The sequence below is a fragment of the Mycoplana sp. MJR14 genome, from assembly GCF_029210525.1.
GTDB lineage: Bacteria > Pseudomonadota > Alphaproteobacteria > Rhizobiales > Rhizobiaceae > Mycoplana.
Window position 1 is genome coordinate 112221 of record NZ_JARGEO010000006.1, and the last position, 20158, is coordinate 132378.

At 66.6% G+C, this 20158-nt stretch carries 18 protein-coding genes; 8 read left to right on the plus strand and 10 right to left on the minus strand.

The window, feature by feature from the left end:
• Positions 1 to 64 precede the first annotated feature (64 nt).
• The 4 genes from P0086_RS15780 to P0086_RS15795 all read left to right on the plus strand — a co-directional run bounded on the left by P0086_RS15780 (position 65) and on the right by P0086_RS15795 (position 5036).
• Positions 65 to 1051 carry an MBL fold metallo-hydrolase gene (locus tag P0086_RS15780; protein ID WP_275787218.1) on the plus strand — a complete coding sequence of 329 codons (987 nt, stop codon included), beginning with the start codon at positions 65 to 67 and terminating at the stop codon, positions 1049 to 1051.
• Positions 1052 to 1229: 178 nt separating this feature from the next.
• Positions 1230 to 2729: an IMP dehydrogenase gene (gene guaB, locus P0086_RS15785; protein WP_112612376.1), complete on the plus strand. Its 1500-nt coding sequence runs from the start codon at positions 1230 to 1232 to the stop codon at positions 2727 to 2729.
• 247 nt (positions 2730 to 2976) lie between these two features.
• Positions 2977 to 4005, plus strand: coding sequence for an alcohol dehydrogenase AdhP (gene adhP, locus P0086_RS15790; protein WP_275787222.1), 1029 nt, complete (start codon positions 2977 to 2979; stop codon positions 4003 to 4005).
• 152 nt (positions 4006 to 4157) lie between these two features.
• Positions 4158 to 5036, plus strand: a complete 879-nt coding sequence (locus tag P0086_RS15795) for a dienelactone hydrolase family protein (RefSeq protein WP_148191524.1) — start codon at positions 4158 to 4160, stop codon at positions 5034 to 5036.
• A 40-nt stretch (positions 5037 to 5076) separates the two neighbouring features.
• Here P0086_RS15795 and P0086_RS15800 read toward each other — a convergent pair whose 3' ends face one another.
• A complete protein-coding gene (locus P0086_RS15800) occupies positions 5077 to 5982 on the minus strand; it encodes a hydrogen peroxide-inducible genes activator (protein ID WP_275787226.1) in 906 nt (301 codons plus the stop codon).
• 188 nt (positions 5983 to 6170) lie between these two features.
• Between P0086_RS15800 and katA the strand changes: the two genes are divergently transcribed.
• Positions 6171 to 7655, plus strand: a complete 1485-nt coding sequence (gene katA / locus P0086_RS15805; protein WP_275787228.1) for a catalase KatA — start codon at positions 6171 to 6173, stop codon at positions 7653 to 7655.
• Positions 7656 to 7807: 152 nt separating this feature from the next.
• On the opposite strand, the gene P0086_RS15810 is transcribed toward katA, so the two are convergent.
• Positions 7808 to 8479 (minus strand): GntR family transcriptional regulator, encoded by a 672-nt coding sequence (locus tag P0086_RS15810; protein WP_275787231.1) that lies wholly within the window; start codon positions 8477 to 8479, stop codon positions 7808 to 7810.
• Positions 8480 to 8619: 140 nt separating this feature from the next.
• On the opposite strand from P0086_RS15810, the gene P0086_RS15815 reads away from it, so the two are divergent.
• Positions 8620 to 9690, plus strand: coding sequence for a D-alanine--D-alanine ligase family protein (locus P0086_RS15815; protein ID WP_275787233.1), 1071 nt, complete (start codon positions 8620 to 8622; stop codon positions 9688 to 9690).
• Between the two features lie 123 nt (positions 9691 to 9813).
• Here the strand turns inward: P0086_RS15815 and P0086_RS15820 are convergent, their stop codons facing one another.
• Entirely contained in the window at positions 9814 to 10767 is a 954-nt protein-coding gene (locus P0086_RS15820) for a LysR substrate-binding domain-containing protein (protein WP_112600709.1), read from the minus strand.
• Positions 10768 to 11045: 278 nt separating this feature from the next.
• Between P0086_RS15820 and P0086_RS15825 the strand changes: the two genes are divergently transcribed.
• A complete protein-coding gene (locus tag P0086_RS15825; RefSeq protein WP_148191534.1) occupies positions 11046 to 11342 on the plus strand; it encodes a DUF1127 domain-containing protein in 297 nt (98 codons plus the stop codon).
• A gap of 110 nt (positions 11343 to 11452) precedes the next feature.
• Here the strand turns inward: P0086_RS15825 and P0086_RS15830 are convergent, their stop codons facing one another.
• The 6 genes from P0086_RS15830 to P0086_RS15855 all read right to left on the minus strand — a co-directional run bounded on the left by P0086_RS15830 (position 11453) and on the right by P0086_RS15855 (position 17744).
• The gene (locus tag P0086_RS15830; RefSeq protein WP_275787238.1) at positions 11453 to 12298 is read right to left on the minus strand and encodes a DUF937 domain-containing protein; all 846 of its coding nucleotides are present in this window, start codon (positions 12296 to 12298) and stop codon (positions 11453 to 11455) included.
• 122 nt (positions 12299 to 12420) lie between these two features.
• On the minus strand, positions 12421 to 13794 hold the full coding sequence (locus P0086_RS15835) for a glutamate--cysteine ligase (RefSeq protein ID WP_275787241.1): 1374 nt from the start codon (positions 13792 to 13794) through the stop codon (positions 12421 to 12423).
• A gap of 171 nt (positions 13795 to 13965) precedes the next feature.
• Positions 13966 to 14703 carry a 16S rRNA (uracil(1498)-N(3))-methyltransferase gene (locus tag P0086_RS15840; RefSeq protein WP_275787244.1) on the minus strand — a complete coding sequence of 246 codons (738 nt, stop codon included), beginning with the start codon at positions 14701 to 14703 and terminating at the stop codon, positions 13966 to 13968.
• Between the two features lie 11 nt (positions 14704 to 14714).
• Positions 14715 to 16217 (minus strand): inorganic phosphate transporter, encoded by a 1503-nt coding sequence (locus P0086_RS15845; protein ID WP_275787247.1) that lies wholly within the window; start codon positions 16215 to 16217, stop codon positions 14715 to 14717.
• Between the two features lie 64 nt (positions 16218 to 16281).
• Positions 16282 to 16791, minus strand: a complete 510-nt coding sequence (locus tag P0086_RS15850) for an NUDIX hydrolase (protein ID WP_275787516.1) — start codon at positions 16789 to 16791, stop codon at positions 16282 to 16284.
• Positions 16792 to 16934: 143 nt separating this feature from the next.
• Positions 16935 to 17744, minus strand: a complete 810-nt coding sequence (locus tag P0086_RS15855; RefSeq protein WP_275787249.1) for an FCD domain-containing protein — start codon at positions 17742 to 17744, stop codon at positions 16935 to 16937.
• A gap of 146 nt (positions 17745 to 17890) precedes the next feature.
• On the opposite strand from P0086_RS15855, the gene P0086_RS15860 reads away from it, so the two are divergent.
• The gene (locus tag P0086_RS15860; RefSeq protein WP_112598484.1) at positions 17891 to 19168 is read left to right on the plus strand and encodes a DUF3422 family protein; all 1278 of its coding nucleotides are present in this window, start codon (positions 17891 to 17893) and stop codon (positions 19166 to 19168) included.
• A gap of 21 nt (positions 19169 to 19189) precedes the next feature.
• Here the strand turns inward: P0086_RS15860 and P0086_RS15865 are convergent, their stop codons facing one another.
• Positions 19190 to 20101, minus strand: a complete 912-nt coding sequence (locus tag P0086_RS15865) for a LysR family transcriptional regulator (RefSeq protein WP_275787253.1) — start codon at positions 20099 to 20101, stop codon at positions 19190 to 19192.
• Between the last annotated feature and the right edge of the window lie 57 nt (positions 20102 to 20158).

Genomic DNA, 20158 nt, shown 5'->3' on the forward strand with positions numbered 1-20158 from the left:
GCGGGGCTGCGCAACAGGCACGCGCAACACACTGGATGGCGCCAGGCCGGCGGGGAGGACTGCAATGGCAACGGACATCACACGCAGGTCGCTGATACAGGCAGCCGGAGCCGGCACGCTGGCAGCGCCCTTCATCCTGAACGGCACGCCGGCCCTTGCGGCCTCGCAAACGGAAGCAACCATGACACTGTCGCCGGTCGAGACCCGCAGCTTCAAGCTCGGCGCATTCCGAATCGCCGTCATCCGCGACGGCATGCGCGCCTCCGGCGCCCCGAACGAGACCTTCGGCACCAACCAGCCGGCCGAGACCGTCGGGGCGCTGCTGGCCGCGAACTTCCTGCCGGCGGACAACTTCGTCAACAGCTTCTCCCCGACGCTGGTCGACACCGGTTCCGACGTCGTCCTGTTCGACACCGGCCTTGGCGAGGGCGGGCGTGAAGCCGGCATGGGCCGGCTTGCCGAAGGATTGAAGGCGCTCGGTTATGGGCCGGAACAGATATCGGTCGTCGTTCTCACGCACATGCACGGCGACCACATCGGCGGCCTGACGGAAGCAGGCGCGCCCGCCTTCCCGAACGCCCGCTACGTCACCGGCCGCACGGAATATGATTTCTGGGTGAGCCCCGACCGGGTCGGCACCGGCGCCGAGCAGGGGCACAAGGGCGTGCTGGCAAAGGTCAAGCCGCTCGCCGAAAAGATCACCTTCATCGAGGACGGCGGCGAGGTCGTGCCGGGCGTGACCGGCATCAATGCCTTCGGCCATTCGCCCGGCCACATGATCTTCCGGATCGAATCGGACGGCAAGCCGCTGATCCTCACCGCCGACACCGCCAATCACTACGTCCTGTCGCTGCAGCGGCCGGACTGGGAGGTGCGCTTCGACATGGACAAGGCCGCCGCGGCCGCGACCCGCAAAAAGGTCTTCGACATGGTGGCGACCGACCGGATCGCCTTCGTCGGCTACCACATGCCGTTCCCCGCCGTCGGCTTTGCCGAGAAGGCGGCCGAGGGATATCGCTTCGTTCCGCTCAGTTATCAGTTCGATCTCTGAGGCGTTCTGGCGGCAGGTGGCATGGCCCGGGATCGATCCCGGGCTTTTTGCTATTCCCAATTCGTCATGAACGTGTTACCAGCCCTCGCCAACTTCCAAGACTTATCTTGCAAGCCACCGGGCGGACCATTCCCAAGGGTCCCCTGGACCGTAGCTTGTATACCGAAGGGATTTGGCCATGGCGCGCATCATTGAAACCGCAACCGGACTGGAAGCACTGACGTTCGACGACGTCCTGCTGCAGCCCGGCCATTCCGAGGTCATGCCGGGGCAGACCAACATCGCCACCCGCATCGCCAGGGATTTCGAGCTCAATCTTCCGATCCTGTCGTCGGCGATGGACACCGTCACCGAGGCAAGGCTGGCGATCGCGATGGCGCAGGCCGGCGGCCTCGGCGTCATCCACCGCAACCTGACGCCGGCCGAACAGGCCGAGGAGGTCCGCCAGGTCAAGAAGTTCGAGAGCGGCATGGTCGTCAACCCGGTGACGATCGGCCCCGACGCGACGCTGGCCGATGCCCTGGCGCTGATGAAGGCGCACGGCATCTCCGGCATCCCGGTCGTCGAGAACGCCAAGGCCGGCGTCGCCGGCCGCCTCGTCGGCATCCTCACCAACCGCGACGTGCGCTTCGCCTCCGATCCCAAGCAGAAGATCTACGAGCTGATGACGCGGGAAAACCTGATCACGGTGAAGGAGAGCGTCGACCAGCAGGAAGCCAAGCGGCTCCTGCACAAGCACCGGATCGAGAAGCTGCTGGTGGTCGACACCGACGGCCGCTGCGTCGGCCTCATCACCGTCAAGGACATCGAGAAGTCGCAGCTCAACCCGAACGCCTCCAAGGATGCGCAGGGCCGCCTGCGCGCCGCCGCGGCGATCTCCGTCGGGGACGACGGCTTCGAGCGCGCCGAGCGCCTGATCGACGCCGGCGTCGACCTGATCGTGGTCGACACCGCGCACGGCCATTCGCAGCGCGTCCTCGACGCCGTCAGCCGCGTGAAGAAGCTCTCCAACTCCGTGCGCATCATGGCCGGCAACGTCGCCACCGCCGAGGGCACCCGCGCGCTGATCGACGCGGGCGCGGATGCGGTCAAGGTCGGGATCGGACCGGGCTCGATCTGCACCACCCGCATCGTCGCCGGCGTCGGCGTGCCGCAGCTCGCGGCCATCATGGCGTCGGTGGAGGCCGCCCAGGATCAGGACGTGCCGGTCATCGCCGATGGCGGCATCAAGTTCTCCGGCGACCTCGCCAAGGCGATTGCCGCCGGCGCCTCGGCCGTCATGGTCGGCTCGCTGCTGGCCGGCACCGACGAAAGCCCGGGCGAGGTCTTCCTCTACCAGGGCCGCTCCTTCAAGGCCTATCGCGGCATGGGATCGGTCGGCGCGATGGCGCGCGGCTCGGCCGACCGCTACTTCCAGGCGGAAGTGCGCGACACGCTGAAGCTCGTTCCCGAGGGGATCGAGGGCCAGGTGCCCTACAAGGGGCCGGTCTCGGGCGTCCTGCACCAGCTCGCCGGCGGCCTGAAGGCCTCGATGGGCTATGTCGGCGGCCGCGACATCAAGGAGTTCCAGAACCGCGCCACCTTCGTGCGCATCTCCGGCGCCGGCCTGCGCGAAAGCCACGCGCACGACGTCACCATCACCCGCGAGAGCCCCAACTATCCGGGCGCCACGGGCTGATCGGTCGACCGGATCTCCCGCTAGAGCCTCCATTCGCCGTCGCATTTCTGCGACAGGCGCGCCGGGGCCTTGACCTCGGTCAACTTCCCCCCGTCGTGTGCTGCCCATAGTGTTTCCGTGCCCGCCGGCATGTCTGCCGGCGATGCCAGCGACAGGCGGACGCCGCCCCGCGCGATCCGCCGAAACAACGGAAACGCCCGTGTCGGCACGGCATTCCTGCCAGCACGGAAGTGAAGGGAGAATGGCCATGACAAGCAGGATGAAGGCAGCGGTCGTACGTGCATTCGGCAAGCCCCTGACGATCGAGGAGGTCGACGTTCCAGAGCCCGCCCCGGACCAGATCCTCGTGAAATACGAAGCCACCGGTGTCTGCCATACGGACCTGCACGCGGCGAACGGCGACTGGCCGGTCAAGCCGAACCCGCCTTTCATCCCCGGGCACGAGGGCGTCGGCTATGTCGCCAAGGTCGGCGCCAAGGTCCGCCGCGTCAAGGAAGGTGACCGGGTCGGCGTGCCATGGCTCCACACGGCCTGCCGCTGCTGCAGCTACTGCAACACCGGTTGGGAAACGCTCTGTGCCGGGCAGCAGAACACCGGCTATTCCGTCAACGGCACGTTTGCCGAATACGGCCTCGCCGACCCGGCCTTCGTCGGTCAACTGCCGGACAGTCTCGAATTCGGTCCCGCGGCGCCCGTGCTCTGCGCCGGCGTCACGGTCTACAAGGGGCTGAAGGAGACCGAGGCGAGGCCCGGTGAATGGGTGGTGATCTCCGGCATCGGCGGCCTTGGACACATGGCCGTGCAATATGCCAAGGCGATGGGCATGAACGTCGTCGCCGCCGACATTTTCGAGGACAAGCTGGCGCTCGCCACCAAGCTCGGCGCCGACCTGGTCGTCGATGCGCGAAGGCCGGACGCCGTCGAGGCGGTGCACAAGGAAACGGGCGGCGCCCATGGTGTGCTGGTCACGGCGGTCTCGCCAAAGGCGATGGAGCAGGCCTATGGCTTCCTGCGTTCGAAGGGCACGATGGCGCTCGTCGGCCTGCCGCCCGGCTTCATCTCGCTGCCGGTGTTCGATACCGTACTCAAGCGCATCACCGTGCGCGGCTCGATCGTCGGCACCCGTCAGGATCTGGACGAGGCGCTGCAGTTTGCCGGCGACGGCAAGGTCGCGGCCCATTTCTCCTGGGACAAGCTCGACAACATCAACGCCATCTTCGAGCGCATGGAGCAGGGCAAGATCGACGGACGCATCGTCCTCGGGCTAGGTTCCTGACGGCAGGCCGCAGCGCCGGCCAGGCGGTGGACGGCGCTGCTGCGATCACGCGTTCGTGAAATGGTTGCGTTCGATTCATCCCGCACCTTGTCTTATGCTCCACGCCCGGAACCTGCACCTTGCAGGCGTCAAACGAATGGGAGGATAGGCTCATGGAACGCATGCCGAAGATCACGCAGGCGATGATCGACGCCTATGACGAATACACCCACCTGACGCTCGACCGCCGCCGCTTCATGGAGCGGCTGACGGCGCTGGCAGGGTCGGCGGCCGGTGCGGCCGCGATCGCACCGCTTCTGGCCGCCAACAGCGCCAGCGCCCAGATCGTCGCCGAAGGCGACAGCCGGCTGATTGCCGAGGAGGTCACCTGGGCTGCCCCGAAGGGGCAGATGCGCGGCTACATCGCCCGCCCGAAGGACGCGACGGGCCAGCTCGGCGGCGTCATCGTCATCCACGAGAACCGCGGCCTCAACGCCCATATCCGCGACGTGGCGCGGCGCATGGCGCTCGAAGGCTTCGTGGCGCTCGCCCCCGATTTCCTGTCGCTGGAAGGCGGCACGCCGTCCGACGAGGACAAGGCCCGCGAGATGTTCGGCAAGCTCGACCGGGCCGTGACCGTCGAGAACGCGGTCGCGACCGTCGCCTATCTGTCCGAGCTCGACTGGGTAAACGGCAAGGTCGGCGCGATCGGCTTCTGCTGGGGCGGCGGGCTGGTCAATCAGCTGGCGGTCGCCGATCCCAACCTCAAGGCGGCGGTCGCCTACTACGGCGCCCAGCCGCCGGCGGAATCGGTGGCCAACATCAAGGCGGCGCTGATGCTGCACTATGCCGGCCTCGACGAGCGCATCAATGCCGGCATCGAGGCCTACAAGAAGGCGCTGGAGGACGGCGGCAAGACCTACGAGCTGTTCGTCTACGAGGGCGTGAACCATGCCTTCAACAACGACACCTCGGCCGCCCGCTACGACAAGGCCGCAGCCGAGCTCGCCTGGCAGCGCACGGTGGCGTTCCTGAAGAAGAACCTGGGCTAGCAGGCGACCGGGGTAGGGACTGCGCCTGAGTGAGACGCACTCAGGGCTCCAGCCCGTGCGCGTCCACGCAGGAGACGACCGCGTCTGCGATCGCGTCCGTCTCTGCCGCCTCGATGATTCCCCGCCGCCAGGCCAGCCCGATCTCGCGGGCGGGCTGCGGCTCGGCGAAGGGGACGATGCGGATGGCGTTGCGCTGCGTCTCTGTGGCGACCGCGATCTCCGGGATCAGCGTCATGCCCATGTCGTGCGACACCATCTGCAGCAGCGTCGCCATCGAGGTGGCGCCGAAATTGACGAGGCTGCGCTTGCCCGCCGCACCGCAGACGGCGAGCGCCTGGTCGCGCAGGCAGTGGCCTTCCTCCAGGAGCAGCAGCCGGTCGGCGTCGACGTCGGATTCGGCCAGCGGCGACACCAGAACCGCACTGTCGTTGTCCGCCATCGCCATGAAGAAGCGGTCGCGGAACAGCGGGCGTGTCGCAATCGCCTCGTTGTCGATCGGAAGGGCTGCGATGACAAGGTCGAGCCGGGCCTCGGTCAACTCGGCCACGAGCCGGTCGGTGACGGCCTCCTTCAGCTCGATCTCGATGCCCGGATGCGCCTGGCGCAGGTGCGGCACGAGCCGCGGCACGAGATAGGGCGCCACCGTCGGGATGATGCCGAGACGCAGCAGGCCGCCCAGCAGCCCGTCGCTGCGCCGGACCGTCTGTTCCAGCCGGTCGAGCTCCGCGAGAACGATGCGCACGTGCTTCAGCACCGCTTCGCCCTTGCGGGTCAGAAGCGTGTTGCCGCGGCTGCGCTCGACGAGCTTCATCCCGAGATTGTCCTCCATCTCGATGATCTGCGCCGACAATGCCGGCTGGCTGACATGGGCGAGCTCGGCCGCCCTGCCGAAGTGCAGCGTGGTGGCGAGCGCATCGAAGTAGCGCATTTGACGAACGGTGATCATGATAAGAAATTCCTATCGAAAACGACGGGAAATACAATTGGAAATTATCATCCTGGGATGGGACAAACGGTCGTTAGAAAATTTCCAAGGAAGGGCCGGCGTTCACGGCACTGCCGCAAGCCTGCCCTAGTTTGGCAGGCGGCTTCGGTCGCCTTCCGGAAAATGCCATCTGCCAACAGGAGGATTCCATGTCTGATCGCCCGACGATGACGACGACGGCCGGCGCGCCGATAAGTGACAACCAGAATTCGCTGACGGCCGGCCCGCGCGGCGGCGTGATGATCCAGGACTACCAGCTTCTCGAAAAACTTGCCCACCAGAACCGCGAGCGCATCCCCGAGCGGGTGGTGCACGCCAAGGGCTGGGGTGCCTACGGCACGCTGAAGATCACCGGCGACATTTCGAAATATACCCGCGCCAAGGCGCTGCAGCCGGGCACCGAGACGCCGATGATCGCCCGCTTCTCCACCGTCGCCGGCGAACTGGGAGCGGCGGACCACGAGCGGGACGTGCGCGGTTTCGCGCTGAAATTCTACACCGAGGAGGGCAACTGGGACCTGGTCGGCAACAACACGCCGGTCTTCTTCGTCCGCGACCCCTACAAGTTCCCGGACTTCATCCACACGCAGAAGCGCCACCCGAAGACCAACCTGCGCTCGCCGACGGCGATGTGGGACTTCTGGTCGCTGTCGCCGGAAAGCCTGCACCAGACGACGATCCTGTTCTCCGACCGCGGCCTGCCGATCACCCCGATGCACATGAACGGCTACGGCTCGCACACTTATTCGCTCTGGAACGACGCGGGCGAGCGGTTCTGGGTGAAGTTCCACTTCAAGACCCAGCAGGGTCATGAGCACTACACCAACGAGGTGGCCGAGGGCATCATCGGCAAGACGCGCGAGGGCTATCAGGAAGCGCTGTTCGGCGCGATCGAGGAGGGCAGGTTCCCGCGCTGGACCGTGCAGGTGCAGATCATGCCGGAAGCCGACGCGGACAAGACCTCCTACAACCCCTTCGACCTGACCAAGGTCTGGCCGCACGGCGACTATCCGCCGATCGACATCGGCGTGATGGAACTGAACCGCAACCCGGAGAACTACTTCGCCGAGATCGAGCAGGTCGCGTTCTCGCCGTCGAACATCGTCCCGGGCATCAGCCACTCGCCGGACAAGATGCTGCAGGCGCGCGTCTTCTCCTATGCCGACGCCCATCGCTATCGCCTCGGTACGCATTACGAGGCGCTGCCGGTCAACGCTCCGCGCTGTCCCGTCCATCACTACCACAAGGACGGCCAGATGAACTTCTTCGGCCAGAAGACCGGCGCTGTCGACGCCTACTACGAGCCGAACACGGTCTCGGGATCGGCCGCCGAGCAGCCGGCCGCCAAGGAGCCGCCGCTGAAGATCTCCGGCGACATGGACCGCTACAACCACCGCATCGGCAACGACGACTATGTGCAGCCGCGCGCGCTCTTCAACCTGTTCGACGACGGGCAGAAGGCCCGCCTGTTCTCGAACATCGCCGCAGCGATGGGCGGGGTGCCGGGCGCAATCATCGAGCGCCAGCTTGCCCACTACCGGCAGGTTCACCCCGACTACGAGGCCGGCGTCCGCGCAGCGCTGAAGTCCGCGCATGGCTACGAGGCGGACACCATCAGCACCGCCGCAGAGTAAGGGCGGGCGAGGGGCAGGGCGCAGGTCCTGCCCGCCCACTCCGACAGTGACAGGCCCGTCCCGCAGTTGCGCGGGGCGGGCTTTTCGTTGCGGATGTTGGGTTTCGAGAACCGACGAGGGCAGGGCGGTCGAGCCTGACGGCGGCGCTCGCGTCAAATCAGGCCCTGCACGGCGGCGGCCAGCGTCTGGCTGCCCTCGCGCAGGTGGGCGCGCAGCACTGTGACCGCCCCGTCCGCGTCGCCGTGCTCGCAGGCCGAAAGCATCGCCCGGTGTTCCGATTGCGAGCGGCCGTGATAGTCGGGGTCCGACAGCAGCGCCCGCACGTAGCGGTCTGCAGCCGCATGGTGTGCATCGATGAGATGGAGCAGCCGGCGATTGCCGCACTGGCTGTAGAGCAGCGAATGAAAGGCGGCGTTGAGGGCGCCCCAGCGCGCGGCGTTGGGCTCGGCGTCGATCCGGTCGAGCAACCGCGCGGCCTCCTGCAGCGTCTCGCCCGTCAGCCAGGGACAGGAGAGCCTGAGCGCCTCGATCTCGAGCACCTCCCGGATGGCGTAGATCTCCCGGATCTCGGCGGCATCCATCGGCGCCACGAAGGCGCCCTTCGTCGGATGGATCGTCACCAGCCCTTCCGTCTCCAGTTGCCGCAGCGCATCGCGGATCGGCATGCGGCTGAAGCCGAACCGGGCGGCGAGCTCGTCCTGGCGGAGTGCTGCGCCGCTCGGCAGGGCCCCTTCGACGATCGCCTCCCGCAACGTCTCGCCGATCCGGTCGGCGATCGTCACCGGCTTCGCATTCATCCCCGGCAATGCCGCCATTCGGTCCATTTGCGGTCTCCTTTTGCCGCTACGCGCTTGCGCATGGATTGAAGCACTTATGCGACTCTCGTATACGAGTATACGGAAACTGATCCGAATTGAAATTGCCGGCGCATCCGCTGTGTCCGGAACCGCCACAGGAGAAACGCATGGAACAGAACCGGGACCGGCTGCGCATCGCCATCCTCTTCGGCGGACGCTCGAGCGAGCATGACGTCTCGGTGATGTCGGCGACCAACGTCATGCGGGCGCTGGATCCGGCCAAGTACGACGCCATCCCCGTCTTCGTCACCCGCGCGGGCCGGTGGCTCTTGAGCAGTTTCGACGGTGGCATGCTGGACAAGCCGGAGGGAGGGACGGAACTGACGCTCCTGCCGGGCGGCGAAGGGCGCCTGCTGGCGTTACCGGCGGACGGCGCGCCGCAGGAACTGCCGCGGATCGATGCGTTGTTTCCGGTGTTGCACGGGCTCTACGGCGAGGACGGCTCGGTCCAGGGGCTGGCGGAAGTGGCGCGGGTGCCGCTCGTCGGCTGCGGCATTCTCGGCTCGGCGGTCGCGCTGGACAAGGACATCGCCAAGCGGCTCCTGATCGCCGGGGGCGTGCCCGTGGCGCGCGCGCTCACCATTCACGTGGGCCAGGCTCCGTCCTTTGCCGAACTTCAAGAAGCGCTCGGGGTGCCGGTATTCGTCAAGCCGGCCCGCCAGGGCTCGTCCGTCGGCGTCAGCAAAGTGGCGGACGCGGCGCAGTATCAAGCGGCACTTGCGGAGGGCTTCCGGCACGACCGCAAGCTTCTGGCGGAAGAGTTCATCCGCGGCCGCGAGGTCGAGTGCAGCGTGCTCGAACACCCGACCGGCGAGTTGTTCGTCTCCCGCCCGGGCGAGATCGCCCCGGCGGAGAGCCACGGCTTCTACAGCTATGACGCCAAGTACGTCGATGCCGACGGCGCCGTCGTCAAGGTTCCGGCCGACCTGCCGGCCGAGGTCGAGGAGCGGGTCCGCCGGACGGCGGCCGTCGCTTTCCGCGCGCTCGGCGGCGACGGCATGGCGCGCGTCGATTTCTTCGTGACGCCGGACATGGATTTCCTCGTCAACGAGGTCAACACCATTCCGGGCTTCACCGACATCAGCATGTATCCGAAGGCGATGGCGGCGAGCGGTGTCGCCTATGCGGAACTGCTCGACCGGCTGGTGGCGCACGGCCTGGCCCGCGCCGGGCGATAGCGCCCGGCACCGCGCAGCGACATGCCCGCCGGCGCGACGGAAAGCCGGCCCGCCGCGACGCCGCGGGCAGATGCGAATCGAAAGGACGATCGCTGCCGAATCAGGCCGAAACCCGCAGGATCATCACCAGCCCGGCAGCACATGTCCCGGCCGCAGGCGCGGCAGGCGTGGGAAGGCCTTGACCTCGGCCTCCGGCAGGTCGTCGTTGACGGCGAGCGGCGAGATGTTGTCGAGACAGGCCGTGATGTGGCTGGTGATGGCGTTCATCAGCGAGGGAGACAGCCCCGGCCGCTTCATGATGCCGATCTGGACGGGGGCGAGCGGCGGAAAGCCGTCGGCCTGCGTCAGCACCCGCATGCCCGGCCTCAGCGCCGATTCGGGCAGCACCGAGACGGCCATGCCGGCCATGACGGCGGCGGCGACGACGGTGGAGGACCAGCTGGTGAACAGCACCTGGTAGTCGCGGCCGACCGAATCGAGCGCCGCGCAGGCGACCTGCCGCCACTGACAGTCGCGCCGGCCGACGGCCAGCGGCACCGGCGCGTTCTCGGGCAGGGGATGGTTGGCCGACATCACCCAGCAGAGCGGCTCGGTGCGGACCACGTCGGACTGGCGCTCGCGCGGGTTATGGGTGACGAGCGCGATGTCGAGCTCGCCCTTGCCCATCTTCTCGGCCAGGTCCACCGACGGCTCGCAGACGATGTAGAGCTCGACATTCGGATGCGTCTTGGCGAACCGCATGATGATCTCGGGCATGTAGCGGTCGGCATAGTCGTCCGGCGTGCCGATGCGCAGCGAGCCTTCGAGTCGGTTGTCGTCGAAGGCCGCGATCGCCTCGTTGTTCAGCCGGATCATCCGCCTGGCGAAATTCAGCAGCCGGTCGCCCTCCGCCGTCAGCCGGTTGCCGCGGCCGTCCTTCATGAAAAGCTGCTTGCCGATCCGCTCTTCCAACCGGCGCATCTGCATGGAGACGGCGGACTGGGTCTTGAACACGCGATCGGCGGCTTTGGTGAAGGAGCCGGTATCGGCGATCGCGACGAAGGTCTGCAGCTGATCGATATCGAGCGGAGCGGACATGGCGATGTTCCATCAGAGGGTTTGATAAATACTATTAGAAACATTCGTTGGACTGATCAATGTCATTTTGCGAAAAAGGGCATGCAAGGTGATTGGCCGGTCAGACGGCCTCTCGCCTTAGGGGAGTACATATCCATCCCGGGACGACTTCCAGCCGGGATGGACCTTATTTTGCAAGACAGAAGACTTTAACCGCCTGCCGATCCTGGCTGGCGAAACGATCACAGGTGCGCGCATTTTTGCCGTAGCGGCGCGCTGCACCGGAAAGGAGAAATGCCATGCGCACCTACGACCACCATATCGACCTCGACCTCGCCGCTGCGCGGCCGCCCGTCCCGAGCCTTTTCGCCCGCCTTCGCCTCTCTGCGGTCAGGATGGTGCGCACATGGCGCAACCGGGCGGCGATCAATCACCTGCATGACCTCGACGACCACCAGTTGCTCGACATCGGGCTGCGGCGCGAGGACATCAGCGACGCGATGACCTCGACGTTCTTCGCCGATCCGGGATTGCACCTGACGGTCACGGCGCGCGAACGGTCGCGCAGACATATCCGGAGCGGTCGCCCCGACTGAGGGCGCCTCCCAGCTTCCCCGCAGGGTGAGAGCCAATAACCCTGCCGCTTGCCCGGCGCGACCTTGAATGGTTCCGCCGGGCCTTTTTGTGCCCGCAGGGCTTTTTCGACCTACTTGGCATCCTTCGGATCCTTCGGCGGCGGTGCCGCGGCCGACCGGCTCATCGTGTCGAAGATCTCCTCGATGTTCTTCTGGTAGTCCTTCTGCATCTCGAGCCCGGTGTCGAACAGGGTATTGACGAACTTCGACCAGGAATCGGCCGGCGTCTCGGCCTTTTCGGGCGCGGCCTCTTCCTCGGGCTTCTTGCCCGACATCACCGACATCATGTCGGAAAACGCCTTGGCGAAGGGATTGTCGGCAAAGAGATCCTGCGTCTCCTTCTTCGGGGTCGTGCCGAAAAACGCCTGGGTGAAGGGATTGTTGAAGGGGTTCGTCTGCGGCTCCGGCTTCTTGGCCATGCCGGTGGCCTCCATCCACTGCTGCATGGCGGCAAGGAAGGGGTTGTCCTTGTCCTGCTGCATGCCGGGGAAGAACGGCGAGGCCGACTGCTTGAACAGGCCGCCCATCAGGGTGTTGGCCACCACCGGCAGCATCTGCTTGTAGATCTCCTGGCCGATCCCGGTCATCTGCGCCGCCTGGGCCGCGATCGCCCGCGACACCTCCTTGGAGCCGAAGAACTGCGACAAGAGGTCGTTGCCCTCGGCGATGCCCGTGGGCGTGAACGCCTTGGTCATGTCCTCGAAATATTTGGCGTGGTCGCCCGAATAGAGGGCCTTCAGGAAGCTCGTGAAATCGTAAGGGTTGGCGGCGGCCCGCTTCATGCCCTCCGAAAACGCCGGCATCAGCGCCGACACGGCCTCGTTCGCCTGCCTCTGGGCGAGGCCGAACTGCTTGGCCATCACATCCAGGGCACTGCCGTCCTGGGCCTTCAGCATCAAGTCGTACAGTGCAATCATCGCCGCTCCCCTTGTTCTCTAGGGGCGTTCGCGCGCCCCGGCCATGTCGAAGCATGTCCTTGCACTATAACGGCAATGGCGGCGGCGGAAACCGGTTTCTTTGGTGGCCCGGGACTGACGGTTCAATATTGGTAGTCGGCAAAGACCGGCTCGACGGACTGCTGCCAGCGGCCATTGTAGAGCGCGAGCATGTCCTCGGCGAGGGTGGAGCGCTTGGCGAGCACCTCCTCCAGCGGCGACAGGAAGACGGTCTCGTCGACGCCGTCGCCGTTGAGGCGGTTGCGGGCGGCAAGGCCGGAGCGTGAGATCGCGACCACCTCGCGCGCCAGCGTCCAGAGATCGACGCCGCGGTGGCTGGCGTTCAGGCCCTGCGCGGGCACCGCGTCGCGGAGCGCCGTGACCTCCTCCACCGTCCAGTCGCGCGTCAGCTCCTCGGCGGCCGCGAGTGCCGCGTCGTCGTAGAGAAGTCCGACCCAGAAGGCCGGCAGCGCACAGATCCGCCGCCACGGGCCGCCGTCGGCGCCGCGCATCTCCAGGAAGCGCTTGAGGCGGACGTCGGGGAAGAGCGTGGAGAGATGGTTGGTCCAGTCCCCCATGTTCGGCTGCCAGTCGGCGATCTCGCCCTTCAGGGCGCCGGCCATGAACTGGCGGAAGGTGATGTGGGTACAGTCGTGGTATTTGCCGTCGCGGACGACGAAATACATCGGCACGTCGAGCGCCCATTCGACATAGCGCTCGAAGCCGAAGTCGGGCGCAAAGGCAAAGGGAATGAGGCCGGCGCGGTTGTTGTCGGTGTCGCGCCAGATGTCGCCGCGCCAGGAGAGCAGGCCGTTCGGCCGGCCATCGGTAAAGGGCGAGGAGGAAAACAGTGCGGTGGCGAGCGACTGCAGCTTCAGCGACACCTGCATCTTGCGCCGCATGTCCTCTTCCGAGGAGAAGTCGAGGTTCACCTGGATCGTGCAGGTGCGATACATCATGTCCAGGCCCTTGGTGCCGACCTTGGGCATGTAGCGGGTCATGATCTCGTAGCGCGACTTCGGCATGCGCGGGGTTTCGGCGAGCGTCCATTTCGGGCTGCCGCCCATGCCGAGGAAGCGGATTCCGAGCGGCTCGGCCACGTCGCGCAGCGTCGCCAGGTGCTGGTTCGATTCCTTGCAGGTCTCGTGGATGTTTTCCAGCGGCGCGCCGGACAGCTCGAACTGGCCGCCGGGCTCCAGCGAGATCGCGCCGGCGCCGGACGGCCCGGCAAGCCCGATGATGTTCTCGCCGTCCATGATCGGCGCCCAGCCGCTCTTCTGCTGCATCCCCGCAAGCAGCGCCGAAATGCTCCGCTCGCCGCAATAGGGCACGGGGCTGTTGTCGGCGGTGAAGAAGACGAACTTCTCATGCTCCGTCCCGATCCGGAACTCCTCCTTCGGCTTGCAGCCGGAAGCGAGGTACTCGGCCATTTCCGCTGTCGAGCGAACCGGCGTCTGGTCGGTGGTATCACGGGCCATGGGCGTCTTCTTGTGCAGGTGGGACCCGGCCGCAAGAGGCCAGGCAGGGTGAAGGTGTTTGGGCCGTAATTATGTGCGGTGCAAGCAAATTTCTTTCAAGATGCCTTCAAAAAAACAGAATGCTGTCTGGCCTCGTTTTCCTGGAAACGCGCTCCACCGGCGGGCCGGCGGTCAATGCCAGTCGCCGATGGTCGCCTGGATCACCGCCATCGCCGCGACGGCCGCGGTGTCGGCTCTGAGGATCCGCGGGCCGAGCGGGATCGGCGTGACGAAGGGCAGGCCGCGCAGGAGTTGACGTTCGGCATCGGAGAAGCCGCCCTCGGGGCCGACGAGCAGCGCGAGCTTCCGCTCCCTGATCTCCTGCAGCACCGGCAGCGGGTTCTGGCTGCCGTGCCCCTCGTCGCAGAAGACGATGCGGCGCTCCTGCGGCCAGTCCTGCAGCAGTTCCTCCAGCTTCAGGGGAGGGGCGACCTTCGGAATGCCGAGGATACCGCATTGCTCGGCCGCCTCGATCACGTTGGCTTCCAGCCGCTCGAGGCTGCCGATCCTGCCCTGGACATGCTGGGTCATGACCGGCTGCAGGAGGCCGGCGCCCATCTCGACGGCCTTCTGCACCAGGTAGTCGAGACGGCCGACCTTCAGCGGGGCGAAGAGATAGTGCAGGTCGCTCGGCTCCGGCTGCGGCCGGGTCTGCTCGATGGCGGTCAGAAGCAGGCGCTTGCGCGTCGGGAACGAGACCTCGGCCACCCACTCGCCGTCGCGGCCGTTGAAGACGAGCAGCCGAGCGCCTTCCTCCGTCCGCAGCACGTTGGCGAGGTAGTGGAACTGCTCCTTCGATGCCTCGAACGCGCTCCCCGCGGCAAGGTCGGCGGCAACGAACAGGCGCTGCATGCGATAGTTGGCGCGCATGGTCTCTCCCGTCAGCCGAACAGCGCGTTGAGGATGGAAAACAGGATGGCGGCTGCCATCGCCGTGACCGGCACGGTGATGATCCAGGCCGCGACGATCGTCATGAAATGCGAGCGGCGGACCAGCCGGCGGCGGCTGATCTCGTCGGGATTGCGCTCCTCGAACTCGTCCGCATCGATGACGCCGCCGCGACGGCGGATATAGTCGAGCCGGCGCTGGGAGTTGAGCGTGTACCATTCGCGCAGGAAGCCGACGCCGAAGACGGAGCCAACGGCGATATGTGTCGAGCTGACCGGCAATCCGAGCGCCGAGGCCACAAGCACGGTCACTGCGGCCGAAAGCGCCACGCAATAGGCCCGCATCGGGTTGAGCTTGGTGATCTCCTTGCCGACGAGGTCGATCAGCTTGGGCCCGAACAGCAGCAGGCCGAGGGAAATGCCGAGCGCGCCGATCAGCATCACCCATTGCGGCACCGTGCTGTCGAAGCCCGTCTGCATGGTGCGCGCGGCGTGGACGATCGCCGCCAGCGGGCCGACGGCGTTCGCCACGTCGTTGGCGCCATGGGCGAACGACAGCAGCGCGGCGGAGAAGATCAGCGGCACCCGGAACAGCTTGCGCAGCGACTGGTTGCGGTTCTCCAGCCCGACCGACTGACGGGCGATCACCGGGACGCAGACGGCGTAGGTCGCCCCGCCGACGCCGGCCCCGATCAGCAGGCAGGCGCCGATCCCGAGCTTGAGGAGATGGGCGAGCGGGCTGATCGCGAGATAGGCGGCAAAGCTGCCGCTCATGGCGGCGATCAGCACCGGCACCCATCGTCGCGCCGCTTCGATCTTGTCGTCGCGGTAGATGATCGTTTCCTTGATGAAGAGCAGGACGGCGGCGGCGATGGTCCCGCCGAGCAGCGGCGAGACGACCCAGCTCGTCGCGATTCCCGACATCAGCCGCCAGTCGACCGCCGCGGGTCCGGCCCCGACAATGCCAGCCCCCATCACCGCGCCGACGATGGCGTGGGTGGTGGACACCGGCGCGCCGAGCCAGGTCGCCACATTGATCCAGACGGCGGCGGAGAGAAGCGCCGCGAGCATCGCCCAGATCAGCGTCTCGGCGGGCATGGACGACGGGGCGACGATCCCCTCGGAAATGGTGGAGACCACGTCGCCGCCGGCGAGCATCGCCCCCAGCGTCTCGAAGATCGCGGCGATGATCAGCGCGACCGCCATGGTCAGCGCGCCCGAACCGACGGCGGGGCTGACATTGTTGGCGACGTCGTTGGCGCCGATGTTCATGGCCATGTAGGCGGCGAGCGCCGAACCGGCGATGACGATGGCAGCGCCGGGCTGGTCGATCACGGAGGCGCCCGCGACGATCATGGCGAGCGCCAGGAAGATGAAGCCGAGCCCCGGTGCGATCAGTCCCCTAGACACGAAATGCGTGGCTGCTTCGACCCGCGTCAGCTTGTCGAGATCCTTGTCGAGGGTCGGCTTGCCCAGCCGCTTGGGGGTATTGTCCATCGGGTGCTCCAGCGTCACGGTGGCACTAAAGCCTCAGGATCGCGAGAGCAATAAGAGGGAGGGATTACGCCTGCGCATTTTTCGCGGGCGCTGCGTTGTGCTGGCTCTGCCAGTCACGTTCGAAGTCGAGGATCAGCTTCTTCAGTCCGGGTTCGGCGACGCGCGCGGCCGCTTCGGCGCACCCCACCCATTCCAGGCGCCGTTCGCCTTTTTCCGGAAAGCTCTTGCACAGGTCGTCGACTTCCAGGGCATAGACATGCACCTTGCACGGCAGCTTCATGCCCTGCGCCAGCCCCTTCTGGTACATGTAGTATCCGATCGCCTGCTTGTGCACCTTGCCCTTGACGCCCGCCTCCTCGTAGGCCTCGCGCTCGGCGACGGCATGCGATGCGCGGCCCTTCATCGGCCAGCCCTTCGGAATGACCCACCGCCCGGTGTCCCGGCTGGTTATCAACAGGAGCTCCAGATGGTTCTGCTTCTTCCTGTACCGATAGCAGAGCGCGGCGTATTGCAACCGGGCAGGGCGCCGGAACATCAGTCGCACGTCACTGGCGATGCGGTGCACAAGGTTCAATTTCGTCGTCATTCCTTCCAGCCTCGGCGCGGGCTGATTCGGGTTGCCTTCGATCAAATATGGGAGCTTTCGCGGGCGTGTAAACGGGCCCGGCCGCGCGCATCCACCGTGATAGACCGAAAAGTGGGCCAAATGGCGGGGCGCTATTCGCTTTTTGCCGAAGCGTTGCGCTGCTGCATCCGAAGCTGCGATATGCGCTGCCATTCGCCCGTCCGCTCCGCCTCCCGGATCGCCGCGGCGATATGGTCGATATGGGCGTGCGCGGCGGCCTTCGCCGCGACCGGGTCGCCATCGACGATGGCCGCGCAGATCGCCTCGTGCTGCGACAGGAGTTGCAGCCGCGCCTGCTCGGAGGCGAAGACGAGGTGCCGGTGGAAGAAGATCCCCTGTTCCAGCAGCCGGTAGCAGGAGCGGAGCGTGTGCAGCAGGATGATGTTGTGCGCCGCCTCGCCGATCGCATTGTGCAGGTCGACGTCGGCGGCAAGCTCGTCTTCGAACCGCCCGCTCGCATGGGCTCGGCGCATGTCCTCCAGGATCGCGTTCAGCATGCTCCGGTCGAGATCGGTCGCCCGCTGCGCCGCAAGCTCCGCCGTGATCCCCTCGAGTGCCCGGCGATACTCCAGATAGTCGAAGGTCGCGCGCTGGTGGCGGGCGATGAGCTCGACCACCGGCCGGGAAAAGACCTGGCCGATGACGTCGGCGACATAGGTGCCGCCGCCGTGATGGCTGACGAGGAGGCCGCGCGATTCGAGCTCCTTCAGGGCGGCGCGCAGGATCGGCCGGGAAACGTCGAAGCGCTGCGACAGCTCCCGTTCGCCCGGCAGGCGGTCGCCGTCGCGCAGGATGCCCTCGAGCAGCAAGAGTTCGATCTGCCGCACGACCTCGTCGGCCGTGCGGCCGTGGCTGACGCGCGTGAACAGATCGAAACCGGGACGGGCGGAAACGCTTTCCATGCCGCAAGGATAGCAGCCGCGCCGAACTGGTCAATAAACTTGTCCAGCCGCAAAAATCGGGGATGCGTCAATGCGCCGTTTGTCCAATGGAATTGTCGTTTGCTAAACAAGGGAACGTAGATGCATCAAGAGGGGACGATGCGGATATGAAGAACGGCAGCTTCGCGTTTCCGCCGGCGGCGCAGCGCGCCCAGGCGCTCGGCGAAATACATTCGCGGCCATACACGCTGGTGCCGTCGCCACGCGTGATCTTCCAGCTGGCCTTTTTGACCGAGGGCGGCACGAGCGTCGACCACGCCGTTTTGTCGGAGCTGTCGCGCTCGCGCGGGGTTTCTCCGCCGGCGCGCGACGCCAACCATCACGCGATGGGCTGGGGGCAGGGGACCCTGCGCTGGGAGCGTCACACCGAGTTCTCCACCTATTTCTGGGACTGTCCGGTGCCGGAGAAGTTCGGCGACGTCGTGCCCGTCCATCCCTTCGGCGACAGCTTTTCGCCGCCCGGCACGCTGATTTCCGGCATCCGCCTGGAAATCCGCCCCGACACCCCGCAGACGCGCGAGGCGATCGGCGTCTTCGATCCCACCAGCCTCTGCTACAGCGACGTCAAGGACGGGCAGGCGGTGATCGTCACCGACTTCCGGCAGAACGGCGACGGCCTGACACAGATCCTCGTCATCGACCGCGGCATGACCCCGGCCGGGCGCGGCGCGCTGGTGCAGCGCCTGCTCGACATCGAGACCTATCGCACGCTCGCGATGATGGGCCTGCCGCTCGCCCAGTCGCTGTCGCCGGAGATCCGCCGCATCGAGGACGGGCTGACGGCCATCACCCAGCGCATGAAGCAGCATGCGCGCGACGAGGCGGACGCGATGCTCTCCGAGATCACCCGCCTTGCCGCCGAACTCGAGGCCAATGCGGCGCTCAGCCTCTATCGCTTCGGCGCCAGCCGCGCCTACTACGGCATCGTGCAGGAACGCATCCGCACGCTGGCGGAGGTGGCGATCCCGGGCTACGAGACGCTCGGCTTCTTCCTCGAGCGCCGTCTCGCACCGGCCATGCGCACCTGCCAGTCGGTGGAAGAGCGGCAGGCGAACCTGTCGCGCAAGCTCGCCCGCGCCACGGCACTCCTGCGCAGCTGGATCGATGTCGAGCTGGAACAGTTGAACGCCACCCTGCTGAATTCGATGGATCGACGTGCGAAACTTCAGTTGCGCCTGCAGCAGACGGTGGAGGGCCTGTCGGTCGCGGCGATCTCCTACTACGTCGTCGGCCTGTTCGGCTACGTGGCCAAGGCCCTGCACGACATCGGCCTGCCGGCCAAGCCGGAGACGCTCACCGGCCTCTCCGTCCCCGTCGTCGTCTTCGGCATGTGGCTGCTCGTCCGCGCCATCCGCCGCAGGCACGCCGAGGAGGACGCGCACTGAGCTGAGGCGAGGTGACCGCGCTCAGTCCGGTCCGCCGGCGTGCTCCCAGTAGGGCGTCGGGCCGTAGAGATCGGCGAGATAGTCGATGAACAGGCGCACCTTGGCCGGCAGGAACTGGCGGCTGGCGTAGATCGCCGACAGCACGACGTTGCGCGAACTCTCGTATTGCGGCAACACCTGCACGAGCCGGCCGTCGCGGAGCTCGGTGCCGATGTCCCAGGTCGAGCGCAGCGCGATCCCCATGCCGGCGATCACCGCCTCGCGGACGACCTCGCTGGAATTGGTGACGAGGGTTCCCTGCGGCCGAAAGACGACGGCGCCCTCCGGCCCCTCCAGCCGCCAGGCATCCTGGCTGTGCGGAGGGATGCAGACATGGCCGGCAAGGTCGCCGATTGTGCGCGGAAATCCGTGGCGCTCGAGATAGGACGGCGCGGCCGCCAGCACCCGCCGCACCGGCGCCAGCCTGCGGGCGACCAGCGAGGAGTCCTGCAGTTCGCCGATCCGGATCGCCAGATCGAACCCTTCGCCGACGATGTCGGAGAAGTCGTCGGTCAGCACCAGATTGACCACCAGCTCCGGATTGGCCTCCATGAAGCCCTTCAGATGCGGGGCGATGTGCATGCGGCCGAAGGAGGTGGGCGCGGAGATCCGCAGCGTCCCCCGTATCGCTCCGGCCCGCCCGGCGACGAAAGCCTCCGCCTCCTCGATGCCGGCGAGAATGCCGAGGATGCGCTCGTGAAAGCCTTGCCCGGCCTCGGTCAGCGAGACCTGTCGGGTCGTGCGCTGCAGCAGCCTGGTTCCGAGCCGTTCCTCCAGCCGCTTGATTCGCTTGGAGACGACGGCCGGCGACAGGCCCAGCGCCCGGCCCGCCGCCGACATGCTGCCGGTGGTGACGACGCGCGAGAATATGTCGAGATCGCCCAGGTCCGTCACAAATGCGGTCCATTTTCGCCCTAGTGGAAAAAGTCCTTAGCATTTGCCTGGGCATGT